At 41.9% G+C, this 17,969-nt stretch carries 15 protein-coding genes; 4 read left to right on the top strand and 11 right to left on the bottom strand.

What is annotated here, in order from left to right; genetic code table 11:
* Positions 1-302 precede the first annotated feature (302 nt).
* A complete protein-coding gene (locus GKZ87_09425) occupies positions 303-983 on the top strand; it encodes a peptidoglycan-binding protein (protein ID QSI25680.1) in 681 nt (226 codons plus the stop codon).
* 156 nt (positions 984-1,139) lie between these two features.
* Here GKZ87_09425 and GKZ87_09420 read toward each other — a convergent pair whose 3' ends face one another.
* The 7 genes from GKZ87_09420 to GKZ87_09390 all read right to left on the bottom strand — a co-directional run bounded on the left by GKZ87_09420 (position 1,140) and on the right by GKZ87_09390 (position 8,961).
* Positions 1,140-2,624, bottom strand: coding sequence for a family 1 glycosylhydrolase (locus GKZ87_09420; protein ID QSI25679.1), 1,485 nt, complete (start codon positions 2,622-2,624; stop codon positions 1,140-1,142).
* 89 nt (positions 2,625-2,713) lie between these two features.
* Entirely contained in the window at positions 2,714-4,609 is a 1,896-nt protein-coding gene (locus tag GKZ87_09415; GenBank protein QSI25678.1) for a PTS beta-glucoside transporter subunit IIABC, read from the bottom strand.
* Positions 4,610-4,770: 161 nt separating this feature from the next.
* On the bottom strand, positions 4,771-5,622 hold the full coding sequence (locus GKZ87_09410) for a PRD domain-containing protein (GenBank protein ID QSI25677.1): 852 nt from the start codon (positions 5,620-5,622) through the stop codon (positions 4,771-4,773).
* Positions 5,623-5,818: 196 nt separating this feature from the next.
* Positions 5,819-5,884, bottom strand: a complete 66-nt coding sequence (locus GKZ87_09405) for a hypothetical protein (GenBank protein ID QSI27932.1) — start codon at positions 5,882-5,884, stop codon at positions 5,819-5,821.
* Between the two features lie 71 nt (positions 5,885-5,955).
* Entirely contained in the window at positions 5,956-7,149 is a 1,194-nt protein-coding gene (locus GKZ87_09400) for an ABC transporter permease subunit (protein QSI25676.1), read from the bottom strand.
* The gene (locus GKZ87_09395) at positions 7,136-8,050 is read right to left on the bottom strand and encodes an ATP-binding cassette domain-containing protein (protein QSI25675.1); all 915 of its coding nucleotides are present in this window, start codon (positions 8,048-8,050) and stop codon (positions 7,136-7,138) included. The genes GKZ87_09400 and GKZ87_09395 overlap by 14 nt, the downstream gene beginning before the upstream one ends.
* Complete coding sequence (locus GKZ87_09390; GenBank protein QSI25674.1) at positions 8,050-8,961, bottom strand: ATP-binding cassette domain-containing protein; 912 nt, start codon at positions 8,959-8,961, stop codon at positions 8,050-8,052. The genes GKZ87_09395 and GKZ87_09390 overlap by 1 nt, the downstream gene beginning before the upstream one ends.
* A gap of 228 nt (positions 8,962-9,189) precedes the next feature.
* On the opposite strand from GKZ87_09390, the gene GKZ87_09385 reads away from it, so the two are divergent.
* Both GKZ87_09385 and GKZ87_09380 read left to right on the top strand, forming a co-directional pair.
* On the top strand, positions 9,190-9,792 hold the full coding sequence (locus GKZ87_09385) for a TetR/AcrR family transcriptional regulator (GenBank protein ID QSI25673.1): 603 nt from the start codon (positions 9,190-9,192) through the stop codon (positions 9,790-9,792).
* Between the two features lie 486 nt (positions 9,793-10,278).
* On the top strand, positions 10,279-10,965 hold the full coding sequence (locus tag GKZ87_09380; protein ID QSI25672.1) for a DUF421 domain-containing protein: 687 nt from the start codon (positions 10,279-10,281) through the stop codon (positions 10,963-10,965).
* A gap of 342 nt (positions 10,966-11,307) precedes the next feature.
* Here GKZ87_09380 and GKZ87_09375 read toward each other — a convergent pair whose 3' ends face one another.
* The 3 genes from GKZ87_09375 to GKZ87_09365 all read right to left on the bottom strand — a co-directional run bounded on the left by GKZ87_09375 (position 11,308) and on the right by GKZ87_09365 (position 15,004).
* Positions 11,308-11,892 (bottom strand): polymer-forming cytoskeletal protein, encoded by a 585-nt coding sequence (locus GKZ87_09375; protein QSI27931.1) that lies wholly within the window; start codon positions 11,890-11,892, stop codon positions 11,308-11,310.
* 1,164 nt (positions 11,893-13,056) lie between these two features.
* The gene (gene murB / locus GKZ87_09370) at positions 13,057-13,977 is read right to left on the bottom strand and encodes a UDP-N-acetylmuramate dehydrogenase (GenBank protein ID QSI25671.1); all 921 of its coding nucleotides are present in this window, start codon (positions 13,975-13,977) and stop codon (positions 13,057-13,059) included.
* 76 nt (positions 13,978-14,053) lie between these two features.
* Positions 14,054-15,004: a D-2-hydroxyacid dehydrogenase gene (locus GKZ87_09365; GenBank protein QSI25670.1), complete on the bottom strand. Its 951-nt coding sequence runs from the start codon at positions 15,002-15,004 to the stop codon at positions 14,054-14,056.
* Positions 15,005-15,320: 316 nt separating this feature from the next.
* Between GKZ87_09365 and GKZ87_09360 the strand changes: the two genes are divergently transcribed.
* Positions 15,321-16,364, top strand: a complete 1,044-nt coding sequence (locus GKZ87_09360; GenBank protein QSI25669.1) for a flippase-like domain-containing protein — start codon at positions 15,321-15,323, stop codon at positions 16,362-16,364.
* 292 nt (positions 16,365-16,656) lie between these two features.
* Here GKZ87_09360 and GKZ87_09355 read toward each other — a convergent pair whose 3' ends face one another.
* Positions 16,657-17,931 carry a serine dehydratase subunit alpha family protein gene (locus GKZ87_09355; protein QSI25668.1) on the bottom strand — a complete coding sequence of 425 codons (1,275 nt, stop codon included), beginning with the start codon at positions 17,929-17,931 and terminating at the stop codon, positions 16,657-16,659.
* Positions 17,932-17,969: the final 38 nt, after the last annotated feature.

Raw genomic sequence — 17,969 nt, 5'->3', positions numbered from 1 at the left:
GAATACAAGCTGCAGCCCTATTTAACATTGCCAGGCGATTCTCTGCATATAAAGAGTTTAAAAACACGATTATATAGTATTATTAAAATTCATAGCATTTGCAATGTATCCTGCATATACATACGAGAGCTTTACATGCTTTTCCCTATATTTATATGTTTATATCCTAATCCATCTTATATCCTTTATCAATACCATAATCTTATCATGAAGCTGTTCCTGCGACAAATTCTAATCTTCTATATAAATACCTATTCCTCTTCTCCTTCAATTCATAGGATACAGGGAAAGGAGGCTGATCTATGGCAAAGGTTATTGTTTATGATGTATATACACAGGCACTGGAAACGTTTTTTCTGGAAGAAAACGATCCCATGCCTTATGTATATGACCGCACCATGCTAGTCAGAGAATTCAGAGGATCCTCGCGCTCCAGTGTTCTCTGGACAACGAATGCCGCAATGGAAGCATGGAATGCCACACGCAGAGCCTATGGAGCTCCGATACCATTCCGCTATGCATTCAAGCGTATCTGGGAAGGCGGACACGGAAAACAGTCACAGCATTATGCAGGTGTCTCCTTCGATGTGGGACAGGCGCTGACACAAACAGAGAGAAACAGAATTTGGAATACGGCAAATAATCTGGGTGTATGGGTCTATGTGGAACCTATTTATATGACACCGACCTGGGTACACTTTGACAAGCGGTATGGCACACCGGCATGCAGCGCAGGCTTTCCAGTACTGCGAAACGGCAGTCGCGGTGTTTACGTTTTGATTCTACAGGATGCATTGAATGCATTAGGGTACAGTACCCGTACACTGGACGGTGTGTTTGGCAATAATACCCGTAGTGCTCTAGTAGCTTATCAAAGAGAAAACGGACTCAGTGCGGATGGTGTAGCAGGATGTGGAACCTGGACGAGAATTGTGAATGAGGTAGTAGGAATCGGAAGAACCCCGACAGTTATTGATCCTTAAACAAAAACGTGAGTAGAAATTTACTCACGCTTTTGTACATAAGGCTTTATCATTCAATAATTGAAACATTAAATAAATCAATTGCTTTTCTTTGAATTTTTATTATTTATACAAAACCATATATAAACTATCTGAAAGAGATATTTCCTTCACCACTTAATCCAGATTACTTCCCTGTGAAGCAATAACTTTTTTATACCAGTAAAAGCTGTCTTTGCGGCTTCTTTCAAACGTTCCGTTTCCTTCCTCGTCACAATCAACATAAATAAACCCGTAACGTTTTTTTATCTCCCCTGTACTCGCAGAAACCAGATCAACACAGCCCCACATTGTATATCCCATCAGGTCTATACCATCAAGATTGATTGCATCATCCATAGACTTAATATTTTTGCGCAGATAATCAATGCGATAGGAATCATGTATACGTCCATCCGCATCTTTCTTATCATCCCATCCTAAACCGTTTTCTACGATCCACAATGGTTTATGATAACGGTCATACAAATTATTCAGGGCAATCCGCAGACAATGCGGATCGATCCCCCATCCCCATGCATTTGTTTCAATATATGGATTCTTCACACCTATGAGAAGGTTCCCCCCCTGAGATCCCTCAACATCCTTGTGTGTAGTGAATGCTTTTGAGCCATAGCATGAAAAACTGAGAAAATCTGCAGTATAGTTTTTTATCAGAACGAAATCATCCGGCTCTGTTTCCAATACAATACCCTTTCTTTCATATTCCTTTAATTTAAAAGCAGGATAGCTTCCGCCCACTTGCACATCAGCAAACCAATAGGTCGCATGCATCTTTTCTATTGCTAGCAGTTGATCCTCAGGATCACAGGTATATCCATAAATCAACTGGTAAGCAAGCATCTGTCCGACCATCATTTCCGCGTCTATTTCATGAGCGAGCTTTACTGCCTTTGCACTTGCGACAAATTGATTGTGTGCACCCTGTGCTTTTGCTTGTTCACTGGTATCAAGTAAACCTCCGCCATATAATCCACTCCACTGCATAACATTGATTTCATTAAAGGTAAGCCAATATTTTACCTTTCCCTTATAACGTTCAAATACAGTTTTTGCGTAGCGTTCGAAAAAGTCGATACATTTACGGTTCTTCCAACCGCCATATTGAATGGAGAGCTGCAGCGGTGTTTCATAATGTGATAGTGTAACAAGCGGCTCAATTCCATACTTTTTGCACTCATCAAATACATGATCATAAAACTGCAGCCCCTTTTCATTTGGAGCTTCCTCATCACCGTTAGGGAAAATTCTCGCCCAGTTCATACTCAACCGGAATGTTTTGAATCCCATTTCTCCCATATAGGCGATATCCTCTTTATAATGATGATAGAAATCGGTAGCGACATGACTTGGATAATTTTGTCCGTCAGCAATCACCGGAATAGCACCTTCTGGAAAATAGGTCTCACTCGTCAACCCGTTTCCTGTATATCCAGTTTCCTTCGTTACTGGATTTTCCCAGTAAATACGGCGCGGCTGGGTATGTGTACCGGATGTCACTACGTCTGCCACACTAAGACCTTTTCCATCCTCCAGGCATCCGCCTTCATATTGATTGGCTGCAGTTGCGCCACCCCATAAAAAATCTTTTGGAAAACTCATATTGTATTGCTCCTCTCATTTGTAATATTGTATTCTTAAACTTCATATGCTAACAGTAGGCAGTATCTATAACCATATTATTCTGATTATTAAAACAGCACGGTAATCAATTCATCGCCGTTATTGATATTCTTACTATCTGTCTCAATAACGTCTAATAAATCATTGCTGTTTGTAATGATAACCGGTGTATCTGTACTGAACCCCGCTTTCTGTATCGCATCAATATCGACATCCAACAGGAGCTGGCCTTTTTTCACTTTATCTCCCTGCTTCACATGAGAAATAAATCCCTTACCGTCAAGTTGTACGGTATCAAGTCCGATATGAATCAAAACCTCAACACCGCTGTCCCCGGTTATTCCAATAGCATGTAGAGTATGAAATAAGGTTGTTATTGTACCGTCAATTGGAGCAGTTACTCTACCATTTGCAGGCACGATACAGACACCTTTTCCAAGTGCACCCTGTGCAAACGCACTGTCCTTTACAGATGCAAGAGGCAAAACCTCTCCAGCTATTGGAGAAACAACAACATCCTTATCTGTTTTGAATTTAGAGAAAGCATTTGAGGGTTCCTCAATGACAGGACTCTCATCATTCCAGAAAAAGAAGGTCAGTACAAAGCCGATCACCATAGCTACTGCTATACATATAAAGGAAGCATACATACTGCTAGGATCACCTTCCGGAGAAATATAATTCAAAACACCGAAGAAGCCAAAGCCACCCGTAGTATACCGTTTCCCCTCTAATACCGCAAATATCAGACCACTTACACCTCCACCAATCATAGAGAACAGGAACGGTTTTCTCGCTGGTAAAGAGAAACCATAAATAGCAGGCTCTGTAACACCCATGAAACCGGAAACCACAGCAGATAATGCAAGGCTTTTTTTCTTTTTATCTTTCATCTTGATATACATTGCCGTCATAACTGCCGTCTGTGCAAAGGAGCAGCCAAAGGAAGGAGATAACAGCATATCAAAGCCGTTTGTCGTCAGATTGATTAGCAGCAACGGTGTGAATGCCCAATGCAATCCAAACATAACTAGAATCTGCCAGAAAAATCCGATTACGGCTCCGGAAATAATAGGAGAGAAGTTGTACATTGATGTTACTGCTTCAGATAAAATACTTGTTAATATAGAAACAACAGGCCCAATTACCATTAGACCGATTGGTAAGCTTATAATCAACACAAAGAAAGGCACAAATAATCCCTGCAACATTTCAGGAATAAATTTCTTTGCAAGCTTTTGCAGATATCCGGCAAATGCCGCAATGCAGACTACAGGAATCACTGTACTGGTATAATTACCAGCTACAAATGGAATTCCCAGAAAGTCAATATAGTAATCTCCCAGCATTGGAATAGTGCCCATAATGTCTCCAGCTGCTGCCAGAGTTGATTTCTGAATTGACGGATAACATAATGCTGCACCAATAATTATGCCAACGACTGGATTCAGCTTAAATTTCTTAGCTGCAGAGTACCCCAGCAGGACAGGCAGAAAGTAAAACACCGTATCTCCGATAGCATTTAAAACAGTATAAGTTCCACTATTGGAATAGGCTGTTCCCAACGCAAAGATCAGGATTGCATTGATACCTTTAATAACACCGGCTGCAGATAAAGGTCCCAGTATTGGCTGAAAGCATCCACTGATAATATCAATGAATCTGTTTAGAAAGCCCTTAGTTTCATCTGTATTCTCTGCTGGAGCATCACCATTGATTCCGGCCACCTCGCAGACATCCGCGTACACATTTGGAACATGATTTCCGATAACCACCTGATACTGTCCGGCAGAATGCATGATAGTAACAACACCATCCATGTTTTTAAGCACATCATCATTTGCTTTCGATTCATCCTTCAGCTTAAAACGTAAACGCGTAATACAGTGTGTTACTGAGTTGATGTTACTTTTGCCTCCGACATTCTTTATAATGTCTTTTGCTAATTGTTCATATTTTCCCATGTTTTTTCCTCCATTTTCTTATAAACATTGAATATGAAGGTTTGGCCAACTAAATGTCACCATCCGAATTTGAATATGAAATACTACAATGATTTTAACCTTTTTGTATACGCAATCCTCCTTTTCTTACTCTATAATCATCATCAATTTCTGATGAATAATTACCGTTCATTTTCATATACAACACGTGCAATGTGAATGGTCAGATATAACATTTCCTCATCACTCAGCACATAATCATACTGGTCTATCAGGTACTTCTTAATGGTTTCGACGCAGCCATACGCATTTTTGTATTTCGCCTTTATAACATCCAGCAAATCATCCTCATCATTTTCCTTATATGTCTTATTGGTAACCAGACGCTGTGCAAAAAATTTCAGATGCGTCACAAAACGATAATAGTATACAGATTCTTCGTTAAATTCAAATTTGAAATAATATTTCACGATATTGGATATTTCCTGCATAACCTTAGTAATTGTATACATATCCTCTATCCTATCCGGATTCTCCTCCATCTCAGAATTTACAAAATGAAGGGCGATAAATCCTGCTTCATCATCAGGAAGGCGTATCCCTGTCTGCTTTTGAATCATTTCCAATGCCTGTAGTCCGATACTGAATTCCTCTTTGTAAAAACGTTTGATATCCCAGAGTAATGCATTTTTTACTTCGATTCCTTCTTGATGTCTTGTAATAGACATAAAGATATGATCAGCCAGAGAAATATAAATAGAATCATTGATTTTCTTTCCAATATTCGTTTTAGCAAAGCTGATGATATCCTCAACAAGCAGCATGTAATCCAGAGGAATACTGGCGACAAGCTCCTGAAATTTATTATTCGTGTCTGGATTATGCATCGTGAAAACCTTATCCACTGCTTTCGGATCAATCTCATCCCCACACTTTTTTTTGAAAGCAAGTCCGCGCCCCATAACAACCTGCTCTTTGTCATTGCCGTCCAGTACAACAACAACATTGTTGTTTAGAATTTTATGTATCCTCATTCTGCATCCTCCCTTTCAGGTATATAAAAAACCTATCTACACACCAAATAACAAAGATATCTTCTTTTATTGGTTCTTGTAAATAGGTTTAGCTTGTATTTAAACAATCACTATCCGTTTGATTACAATTTCATCATACACTAACTATTTTTCTTTGTCAACGCTTTCATAGTTTTTTCACATTTTTCGATTATGACTAATTGCTAAAATAAATTTGCAGCATTGCTATATAAGGATGTACACAGCCTGTATGCTTCTTGATTTTCCACCACTATCTCACAACAAAAAAACAGCAGCCACATGAAATGACTACTGTATACTTTATATGCAATATTATAATGGCAAATCCTTCTTAGAAAATCGGACAGCACCATACGCATAGCAGGCAACCGCAATCCCTGCCAGAAGCAGCAGCTTCCATGCGAAGGTGAAATCCACACTGGCTGTGCCAATTGTTGCCAGTGAATCCACATCATATAAACCAACCAGTGTCAGCTTATTGAAAATACTCAATTCTTCTACTCCCATACCGGTATTGACCATATTCTGTGATCCAAACAGTCCAATCATGGATGCCAGAAAGAACCAAACCGCAAGACCGCCGCCAAATGCCATGGATTTTCTGCTCTGTGAAAACAGACAGCTTCCCATATAGCACAGCCCACACACTGCCTCTACCAGGACATACATACCGGCAAACAGTGCAATCATACCGGCGACATTAACCTCATCATAAAACATAAAGGAGGTTCCGATACGGGTCGCACATACAACCGAGAGCATTAAAAATGGAACGACGATCAGGAATACCATCTGCGTAATAGCAACTGCCGAACGCTTGGTCGGTGTTGACAGTACATAGGCCATGGAGCCTCTGTCCACCTGATCGGCAATCAGAGAATTTGCCAGAATGACAATCAGGATAAAAATCGGAAGCAGTCCCATCGCTGTATAATACATCTGGTTCATCATGGATGCCGGATCCATCTCACTCATCTTCTCCACCATATCGGAGGATACCCCCATCATATCCAATGTGATGTTCAGCATTCCGGAAGGCGTCAGCTCCTCCTTATCAAATACACCCTCAGACTGCTTCAAGGCATAGGCATACTCAAACTGCTTTACATATTTATCCATATGGATACCGGATTGTGACAGGCCTTTGATGGCTTCCTCAAAGCCCTTCGTGCTGAGCTTCATATCCGTTTGTTTACTCAGCATTTCAAAGGCGTTCTCATAGGCTGCTTTATTATCCCCCTTCACGAAATCAGCATAGGACAGCTCCTGCTTTGTCATAGTATCATAGGTCGCAAGTGCTCCCAGGTACGTATAAAAGCTTTCCTGATATTCTGTGACATCGACATCACTGCGTTCCGTTGTCATCATACTCATTGCATAATTCATTACATTGCCAAGCAATACCATCACCAGCAGGATGGCAAGACACAATCCCCAATTGGATTTGATGGTCTGCTTCATCAGCGGCTTGGAAAAAAATCGTGCCGTCTTTTTATTTGTTTCCATTACGTGCAAGTCCCTCCTTATATGTGCTCATAAACTGCTCCTGCAAAGAGCGTCGTATTTCCCGAAAATTCGTAACCTCCATACATTTCAGCGTATGGAACAGATCATCCAGCTGGGAAATATCACATTGCATTGTACAGCCCAGCGCATTTCTGCTTTCCGACTGAAAGCGCGGATCGTCAAGAAATCTCTTTTTATCACGTTCCTGCGCAAATTCCACTATAAAGTTCTTGATGGAGGGATGGCGCAAATCGTACAGAGATATGGTATCAATGATATGGCCATCCTTGATCATTGCCACCCTGTCGCATACTGCTTCGATTTCTTCGAATATATGACTGGACATGAATACAGTATGTCCCTTTTGCTTTTCTTCTCGTATCAGATCCAGAAACGCCTCACGCATCAGCGGATCAAGACCGGTTGTTGGCTCATCCAGCACAAGGATATCCTTTTCCCCCATCAGTGCCGCAACGATTGCTGTTTTCTGCTTCATTCCCTTAGACATTTTTTTCAGATTGGCGCTAGGATCCAGCTGCAGTAATTCAATAACGTGATTCATATAGGTAAAATCACGGACACCGAGATATCCTGCCTGAGTTTTTAAAAATTCCGTACCGGATTTCAATGCCGGAAACGCAATTTCTCCGGGTACATAGCTGACGTTGTTCATGATTTCCGCAGATTTCGTCCAGGAATCCAGATTCTCAACCATGGAATGCCCATGATCAGGCTTGATAAAGCCCATCATATTGCGAATGGTAGTTGTCTTTCCGGAGCCGTTGGTTCCGACAAAGCCGAAAACCTCACCTTTGTGCACTTCGATATTGATATCGAATATGCCGCGTCCCTTGCCGTAATCCTTTGTCAGAGAGGTTGTCTTTATAACAATATCCTGCATTACTTCACCCCCTCAAATACCTTATCCTCATGATAAAATTGCATGAAGTAATCCTCCAGCGAAAAAGGAAATTCTGTGAAATCCTTAATATGAAAATTTGAAATATCCGCCAGGAAGGAAGGTATGTCACGATTCTTCAGCTGAATTCTCGCACGCAGCTTATACTTGTTAATAGAGGTAAATTTATAATTATGCGTTGTAAATTCCCGCCACTGTGCTTCATCATCAAAGGAAACGCGATATATCTTGTCACTTTCTCTTTTCAATACCTCCGGATCAAATTCCGAAACGATTTTACCATCACGAATAATAGCAATTCTGTCACATAACGCATCAACCTCGTGAAAAATATGAGAGGATAAAAATATCGTTTTTCCCCGCTTTTTCTCATCAAGAATGTAGTCGATAAAAATTTCCTGCATGATGGGATCCAGGCCGGAGGTCGGCTCATCCAGAATCAGGATAGCAGGATCATGCAAAAAAGCCGTAACGACTGCAAGCTTTCGCCTTGTGCCAAGACTCATCTGCTTTAAGCCGATATGCGGATCCAATTCAAATTTTTTCAGAAGCTTCTGCAAATACGTATCATCCGATAATCCCCGCATCTGCATTTGCATTTTTAAAAACTGCGCTCCGCTCATACCTGTCGGAAAAGCGATTTCCCCAGGCAGATATCCAACCATGCGCTGAAGCTCCGCTGCATATTTCCAGCTGTTTCTACCATCAATCACAGTTGTTCCACTCTGTGGCTTCGAAAAGCCCATCAGATGACGGATGGTCGTGCTTTTTCCTGCGCCGTTGGGCCCGAGAAAGCCATAGCACTCCCCTTCATCCACATGAGCCGATACATCAAATACTCCTCTGCCATATCCATAGTCCTTCGTTAAATGACTGACTTCTATTACTGACATTGTATCACTCCTTTTTATACAACAATATGTTGTATGGCTTTATCATAAAGATTACCACCTGTTTCATCAAGTAACAGATTCTCATAATTTGTAGCTTGATGGATACGACAACACGTTGTATGATAGGATTATAAACACAATCCCTCCATTCATCAAGCAACAATATGGAACAGGATGTAGCATAATCGTGTGTGAGCGTAATTATAAAGTCAGATAAGGGGTAGATGCATGAAAAAACAACCAGAAGTAACTGCTGCGACAAGAAAGAATCTCATAGATGCCTTTTGGACATTATATAAGGAAAAAACGATAGATAAAATAACGATTGCCGAAATCACAAGGCTGTCTGGTAATAACCGGGTTACCTTTTATCATTATTTTAAAGATGTCTATGCTGTTCTAGAGCATATCGAGGATAATCTGATCAAAGATGTGTGCAGTGAGGTAAGGGCTGCCTTAAACGACCATGTATTTCAGGCTGATGCAAGGGAAATCAATTATCTTTATACTGTCAGTATGCCGATTTTCAAACGGCATGCAGAAAAAATATTCACACTGCTTGGAAAAAACGGAGATCCGAGATTCACAAATGAATTCAGAAGAACGATGCGAACCATGCTGATTCAATTCTGGAATCTTCCGCAGGAATTAGAACATCTGGATTATATGATTGAGTTCAGCTATTCTGCCATGATTGGTCTGATGGCCAAGTGGTATGAAAACGGAAATGATCTAACGGATGGTGAATTCTTTAAGCTGGCACAGGGGTTGGTCGCTAACGGTGTACTGGGATATCTGAATCAGGAGGTGCATGACGAAAAAAATAGTTAACTGCCTGTAAGTAAAGCTACTAGCTCCCATACCATCATATGTACATCTTTATCATTCATCATCCTTATATAAATACAGCATAAGTCAGCTAATGAATTCCTGCATAGTGTACAGCTGACTTTTTTACGATTTCAAAACACAGGAAAGCCGTTTATCATAGCTGTCTGTGTTTTTTAGCTGTTTTTGATACACTGCCTTTGTAAGCACATGTAAAGAAATAAGCTGCATGATTTCACACATTTAAAGCCTTACCTTAAAAGGGTTTCAAGGCAATGCTGGATTATGAGTTTTGGCTGTGCTCTGTACTCATTCGGTTATGCTGCAGATACTTCGCATACGCAAAAAAGCTAAACATGTTAAAGTGAATTTTCACCATATGGCTGTCTTTTTTCCAGACCGCATTCGGTTGGTTGTATTTCTTTTTGTTTAAGTGGTTCGTTTGTGTAAATACTAAGGTATGCATACACACAGAAAGGATGAGCATGTATGAATTTGGTTGAAATATTTCTTCGTGTTGTAATAACCATAGCAGTAATGCTGCTTATGGCACGTATAAACGGCCCAAAGCAAATTGCACAGATGAGCTTTTATGATTATGTTTCCGGAATCACTGTCGGCTCCATTGCAGCAACCATCAGTATAAACTCCAGTGTATCCTTTTTCGCTGGCTTATTCGCAATCATTCTGTTTCTTGGAACAAGTCTGCTATTAAATAAAGCTACGCAGGTCAATCTGACTGCAAACACCATATTGACAGGAAAGCCTATTTGTTTAATGGAACAGGGTACTATAAATGAAAAGGGTCTTCGTAAATCAAAGATGACTGTTTCCGAGCTGCTGAGTAATCTGCGCTATTGCGGATATTTTAATATCAATGATGTATATACAGTCTTACTGGAGCCTACCGGTAAATTATCCGTGCAGCCCAAGGAATACGCTAGGAATGTGCGAAAGGAGGATATGCATTCGGTAACCATTGAGCCTGTACAGGTTTATTCTGTAATACTGGATGGTGTAATCCTGCATGAGAATCTAAGCAAGCTGAAAAAGGATGAACGATGGCTTTATAGAGAGCTTGGAAAGCAGAATACCGATGCGTCGGAATTAGAAGATATCCTTCTTGCCGTCCTGGATGAACAAGAGAAGCTGACGGTGTATAAAAAGGAATGCTAGCGTAGCTATAGAGGATTTCAGGGAAGATTTTTCTCGTCATGATCCTGTGCATGAATACTCACACATAATGCTTTACAGTCCTTCCCAATTTCATTCTGAAAAGCTCTATTACCTTATTCTTTATAGCCCCTGATTATATATCCTATAAGGTTTTATTACCTTCACCTATACATTCAGATTGCATAAAAAAACGATACATTCTTTTCTGTAGATTGTATCGTTTCTAAATCCGTATATGCCGATTACCCCCATGAAGAAAGCTGCACCAATAGCTCTTATCATAAACAAGAGCATGGCCTTCTATCACAGATTATGCATAATACTGCAACCTTAGCACAGCAATCATTCCGCAGCTTTACCGGATGGCATATCGACTTTTGCGCCTATTACTATATTACCCTGTATGCAGGCTCCCTGTTCAACACTGATTGAGCCTGCTTCTATATCACCGATAATCTGTGATTCCGAGCTCAGTCGCATAACATCTGATGCGATAACATCACCATGGATACTGCCGCCGTTTTCCAATGAAGCTGTTATAATATTTCCTTCCACCTTGGTCTCCTGAGAGATTTTCAGAGTATTCTTACACTCAACATTCCCATTGATACTCGCCTTTACGACGACAGCTTCCTGACAGATAATATCACCCTCAACGCTGCCATATAATTGGATACTGCGGCTGCACTTGATATTTCCTTTGATACACCCATAAATAATGAGATCATCATCTGTATTCAAATCACCTACCAGCTCTGTATGCTCTCCTACCGTGGAGGCTTTCCATTCATTTTCATTTCCGTCATTCATTTTGTTTTCATCCATAATAGCTTCCGTCTCCCTCTTATTTGTAATATTGCCCAGCCATTTTTCTGCTTTTCGCTGTATTCCTATATCAGATTGATGAATTGATTCTGCATTGTTCAATTCCTCTGCGTGGACTTCGTTATCCTTCCGTTCCTTAATCTGCTGTTCATCAGACTCTGGTCGTTTTGATTCATATTCTTTTTTTTGACGCTGATACCAGTTCACGGACATTCCTCCTTATTTCTTTCTTTTTCTATGACTCATGATACCATTAACCGGATTAAAAATAAATACAAAAAAGTGTGAAAAATGCCTTTTTTTAAGGCTTTTTTCGATATCGTTTTATATATCTTGTCCTTTATAGAATTCCGCTGTTTTTAAGGAAGAAAAACATCTTTACCATCATGTAGGATACCATGATTATTTTATAAATCGTATATTTTTAAAAACTGAAAAAATAAGTAATACTATTTTATGAGTTCTCTCAAAATTTATGATTAGATGTTGCATTCACAGACTACCTTGTATCATAAGGAACAATAGTTCGTACTTCCTCTGTTCAAAAAAGACAAATACTTTTTGCCGTACCAGAAGCTTGTATCAGAAGCTATTCTGCCTGCATTTTCAGAAGTATAAAATATCATTGCCTTTATTTAAGGAAGATGCAGGATACCTTATCACGATATATCAAATATAGCCGTCATTTATGTACACGTTATCAATCGACTGCTCACTGTATGCAGGCTCCTCCCTATAAAATCCCTGCCTTCCTCAATTCTGATAAAAACACGCAGCTCCCACAAAAAAACTGCAAAGAAAAGGACTTCAGACCATCTCCTGAAATCCTGTTTCTTCAATCCCTCATCCTGGCAATGAGTGTTTGCTTATTTTTTATTACTGACATAGACCTGAATACCGTTCTTGAGCGGTGTCAGAAAAAATCCTGTAATCACGCCAAGCAAAAACGCATTCATCAGATATACCGCCTTATGCTGCTTATTCATAAAAGCTCCTCCCATGCAATTATCTACACAATAGCATGATTTTCATGTATACGCAAGCACAACCGCAGCATGTATAAAAATCATTCGCTGCTTCATTTGATAAGGACCCTGTTCCTTTCCTTTGTATATACCTTAAATGCCATATACAGGCAAGTATATACAACCCTACCTCGTAAGATAAAGTGATTTCAAAAAGTCCCGGATAGATTTTCGATATATACAGCATATCGCTGATTTCCTGTTTCATACCGGTAGCGGCCTTTCAAAAGCTGCAGTTCATCTATTTTTTCAAAAAACGAATTTCACACTCCAGCTCATATCCGCTATGTGCCTTCACCGTCTCCTTCACCTGCTGGATCAGCTCCAGAAAATCCTGACTGCTTGCGGCATTTTGATTGATCAGAAAGCCTGCATGCTTTTCTGATACCTGTGCATCCCGGATATGATATCCCATCAACCCGGCATCACGGATCAAAGCAGAGGCATACGCTCCCTGCGGACGCTTAAAGGTGGAGCCTGCACTGTACGCATCAAGTGGCTGCTTTTCCCTTCTGCGGCGCATCAGCTCCTCCATGTGCTGTATGATCTCCGTTTGATTTTTCGGCTGTACCTCAAATACTGCCTCCAATATGATTCCCCCCTGCTCGCTAAAGCGGCTGTGGCGGTATCCCAGCTGCAGCTCAACTGCGCTGCTTGTATGAAGCGCTCCCTGCTCATCCATCCACACAGCCTCACACAGCACATCCCTGGTTTCTTTGCCATATGCCCCGGCATTCATATACACTGCCCCGCCTACACTGCCCGGAATTCCGCAGGCAAACTCCAGACCGCTTAACGCGTGAGCGGCACAAAAAGCACTCACAGCCTTTATAGCTGCACCACTTTGCGCACGCACATGCACTGCATCCTCCAGCACAATGCTGTGAAAATTCGATGATAGAACGATCACCATTCCATCAAAGCCTTCATCCATGGCAAGCACATTACTTCCATTTCCCAGCAGATACCAATCAATGCGATATTGCTTACATACCGCTATACACTGCTGAATCTGCAGGATACTGGAGGGCTCTGCAAGAATCTGTGCCTCCCCGCCTATGTGCAGAGTTGTATATTCCTTTAATGCTATATGTCTGTTTGCTTCAATTCCTACATCACAAAGAAATTGAAAGGCTGTTTCCAGCTTATCCATAATCATCATCCTCTCCCCTCTATTATATGTGGATTCTGATAATGTTAAATAGAAATGCCCGAAAATAAAAAGACTACGATTGTAGTCAGTCTACACGATGGATAGGGGTGCCCTGCAGATAGGCTTCTATATTCTCAGCCACCAGCCGCAACAGCCGCTGTCTGGTCTCCAAACCTCTCCAACCCATATGCGGTGTAACAATGACATTGGACATCGTATAAAGAGGATTTGTGGCATCCATTGGCTCATTCTCCTGAACATCCAAGCCGGCTCCGGCTATACCTCCCGCTTGCAGGGCTGCAATCAGTGCCTGCTCATCGATCAAAGCACCGCGGGCTGTATTGATTAGGAACGCTGATGACTTCATGAGAGCCAGCTTTTCTGCATCCAGCAGATGATGCGTAGACGCATTTAAGGGACAGTGCAAAGAGACATAATCACTTTCCCTCAGCAACTCCTCCAGAGAAACAAAGCTCACATTCTCCGTATCCCTGCGGGCTGTTCTCGTAGAAACCAGAATTTTCATTCCCAGTACGCTTGCAATCCGTATCACTTCCTGACCGATGCTTCCATAACCGATGATCCCGAGCGTTTTATCATTGACCTCCGTGTGATCCACCAGCATATGCTCTGTGAAATTACGGTAATCGTGTTTCTCCAGCATTTGCAGCTGCTTTCGCATAGAGCTGCTCAGATTCAGAAGCAGCATCATAGCAGTATGCGCCACCCGTTTTGTGGAATAAGCCGGCGTATTGCATACCATGATTCCCTTCTGGCGACAGGCCTCCAGATCAATATTGTTATAACCGGTTCCAGCTTCACAAATCAGCCGCACACTGTCAGGGAACTGTTCAAGCAGACTTCGCGGTAATGCAAGCTCCTTTGTGACAACGATTTCACAGCCCTGCACCCGTTCCAGAATTTCATCAGGCCCGCTTTCCTCATAGCATACAGGATTCCCCTGGATACAGCCTGTATCCAGCTTGTGATCGTAATTGATGCAGCCAATATTCAAAATACAAATTTTCCCTTTCATAAAGTATCCCTTTCCTTTCTCTTTTTTACCTCTGACAGGCACAGGTCTTTTTGCGGTAAGCGTTTGTGTTAACACACAAAGGATATCCGGTAAAAGCATCCCTGCAGCCGATAACACATAAATATTTCTGACAGTATTTTATCATATTTCCCCGTGATATCTGTTATTTTTCATAAATTTGTAGTATTCTTATGGTTAAGAGATTACGATTCACGACTTCTTAAGCACTGTAAAAAAGCGATAATGCCTTTAACACTACCGCATCTTCAATGTACGCCAGCTGTTGAATCGTTATCATAACATAAGAGGGATTGCCATGAAAAACTGGATGAAGCATATCGGAAAGTATACACTGCTGATACTTTTTGTTATATGTATGCTGTATTTCAATATCAAAGACCATACTGCAGATATATTGCAGATTTTGCAGCATTTACATCTGTTTGATATCCTCCTGCTCATAGGAATCAGTGCCTCGGTTTATGTCATTGGCGGCATCGGTATCCGTGTTTTATGCAGAAAAGTGAATCCTGATTATTCTGTGACGAGCGGGATATCCAATTCCTTTATTGCTGTATTCCTAATGAATGTCAGTGCCTCGGCCCTGGCAAAGACGGCACAGATGCTGCTGTTCAAGGTAAAAGGCATACAGTGGGAGCAGGGCTGCAGCATTCTTGTCATGGATCAGATTTTATATCAGCTCTCCTATATGGCACTGAGTGCCTGCGCAGTGCTTATCAGCTATGATCATCTGTTTTCCCTGTTTCCTGAAGAAAGCATACTGGCGCTTACCGGCTTTGTGATCAGCATCTTTCCTATCGCTGCAGTTGCCATGCTGTTTTTATGGCCAAGGGTTTTCACATGGCTGATTGCATTTGTCAGCGTTCTCATAGATACCATTCATCTGCCCTTACAAAAAGACAGCATTCAGCATGGCCTGCAGCACTTCAGTGATTCCCTGCAAACTGCAAATGATCTTTATAAGAAGGATTCCCGATTGCTTATGAAGGTGCATCTACTGAATACGGCGAAGCTGACGGTACGGCACTCTCTGCCGCTGCTGATTGCATTCTGTTTGAAGCTTGATATCCATCTGCAGGATATTCCTCTGTTTTTCTCGGCCTCCTTTTTTGTAGATCTGATCTTATCAGCGCTTCCGGTTTATGGTAAGCACGGGGTTGCCGAAACAACCTTCACCCTCGTATTCACACCGTTCGTCGGTGCAGCGGGAGCAGCCAGCATGATGCTTGTATGGAGAGTGGTTACCTTTTACACCAATACGATTCTTGGCGGTATCGTCATGATTCTCTCTCCTGATATCAGCCGCAGCAGTTTAAAGGCACTGAAGAAAACCACGTAAGTCCTCCTTTTATCTGTATAAGGCTGTATAAAGCATCGGCATGCGAAACGCTGTTTCCTGTGACACTCAATTATGGCAAAAACCGCTTTCTTCACGATCAATCTCTGCCCTATCTCATACAATGTCGGCAAGCAGCATACAAAAAGCCTCAAACGAAATCACAGAACGCTGTCTGCTTTTTCACCGGTTAAGCAAAATCACAAACGATAAAGCATTGCATACATAAAACGCCTGTACAAAACTATTGCGACAGGCGTTTTCTATGTATATGGTTTCACTGATACAGCAAAGCCTAGTTATTGATCATCAGCCGTATGATTTCATCATCTGTTTCCTTCATACCGTCTCTTGCCAACTGACCAACCCCCATGATGGTCTCCTCAATATCCCGGCATACAATCCCTTCTCCACGGTAAAACTGCTTACCCTTCTGATACATCATGCAGCCCATAATTCCGGCATCGACTGCAGTTGCAATTTTCGCTGCACAGGAAGGCTTGGCACCATCACAGATCATGCCGGAGGTAATCGCCAGCGCATTTACAATCGTGTGGCAGATATGCTCATAATCGCCTCCTAATAAATACGCAATGCCAGCTCCTGCTCCCGCACCGGCACTCACTGCACCGCAATAGGCAGACAGTCTGCCGATAAACTTTTTCTGATACAATGTGGATAAATTGGAAATCAGGAGGGCCCGAAACAGCTGCTCCTCACTGGAATGCAGCTCCTTTGCATATGCAATCACAGGCAGGGAACAGGTCATCCCCTGATTACCGCTCCCGCTGTTAATAATGACAGGCAGCTCACACCCGCTCATCCTTGCATCACTTCCTGCCGCAGCCAGTGCACGCGCACGAATCTGTACACGGTCTCCGTAGGTGGAAAGCAGTACGGAACCAATATTTGCCCCATAGGAATGTTCCAGCCCTTCCTTGGCAATGGCAGTATTACACGCAATCTGGCGTTCCAGTATAGCTCTGACATCCTTTATGTCAGCCATACTGGCAAATTCATATATTCCCTTCATGGAAAACTGTACAGCATCCGGCAGCTCCTGTGCATCCTCCTGTGCTTCTTCATCAAGAATGCATATGCCATCCTCTACAATGCGAACAATATGAGAATGCTCATTCTGAATACATACAAGAACAGAATGCCCCTTCCCGCTCACCTTTACACCAACCTGCAGGGCACAGCTGCACTGCTCATGATGGACATGAAATGCAGCCCGGTTCAAAAGCTCCTCCATTTCTTTGATCTGTTCCGTGCGGACGTGGGAAATTACCTCCAGTCCCAGATCAGGATCACCTGCAACGATACCGATTGCGGCTGCGCTTTGAATACCCTTGCGCCCTCCGGTATTCGGCACTGTGACACTTTTCACATTTTTGATAATGTTTCCGCTGGCATAAATATCAACCTGCTCCACTTCCCCCTGTAACCGTGCTGCCGCCTGTGCCGCCGCATACGCGATTGCGATCGGCTCTGTGCATCCCATCGCCGGAACAAGCTCTTTTTTCAGCAGATTGACATACGCTGTATATTGTGCATCGTGTCTTTCCATAATTTTTCTCCCTTTTCACGTTTCACGTTGACTTCTTG

This window comes from Erysipelotrichaceae bacterium 66202529 (assembly GCA_017161075.1).
Lineage (GTDB): Bacteria > Bacillota_I > Bacilli_A > Erysipelotrichales > Erysipelotrichaceae > Clostridium_AQ.
The sequence above is the reverse complement of the archived record's forward strand: the minus strand, read 5'-3'. Positions and strand labels throughout refer to the sequence as shown.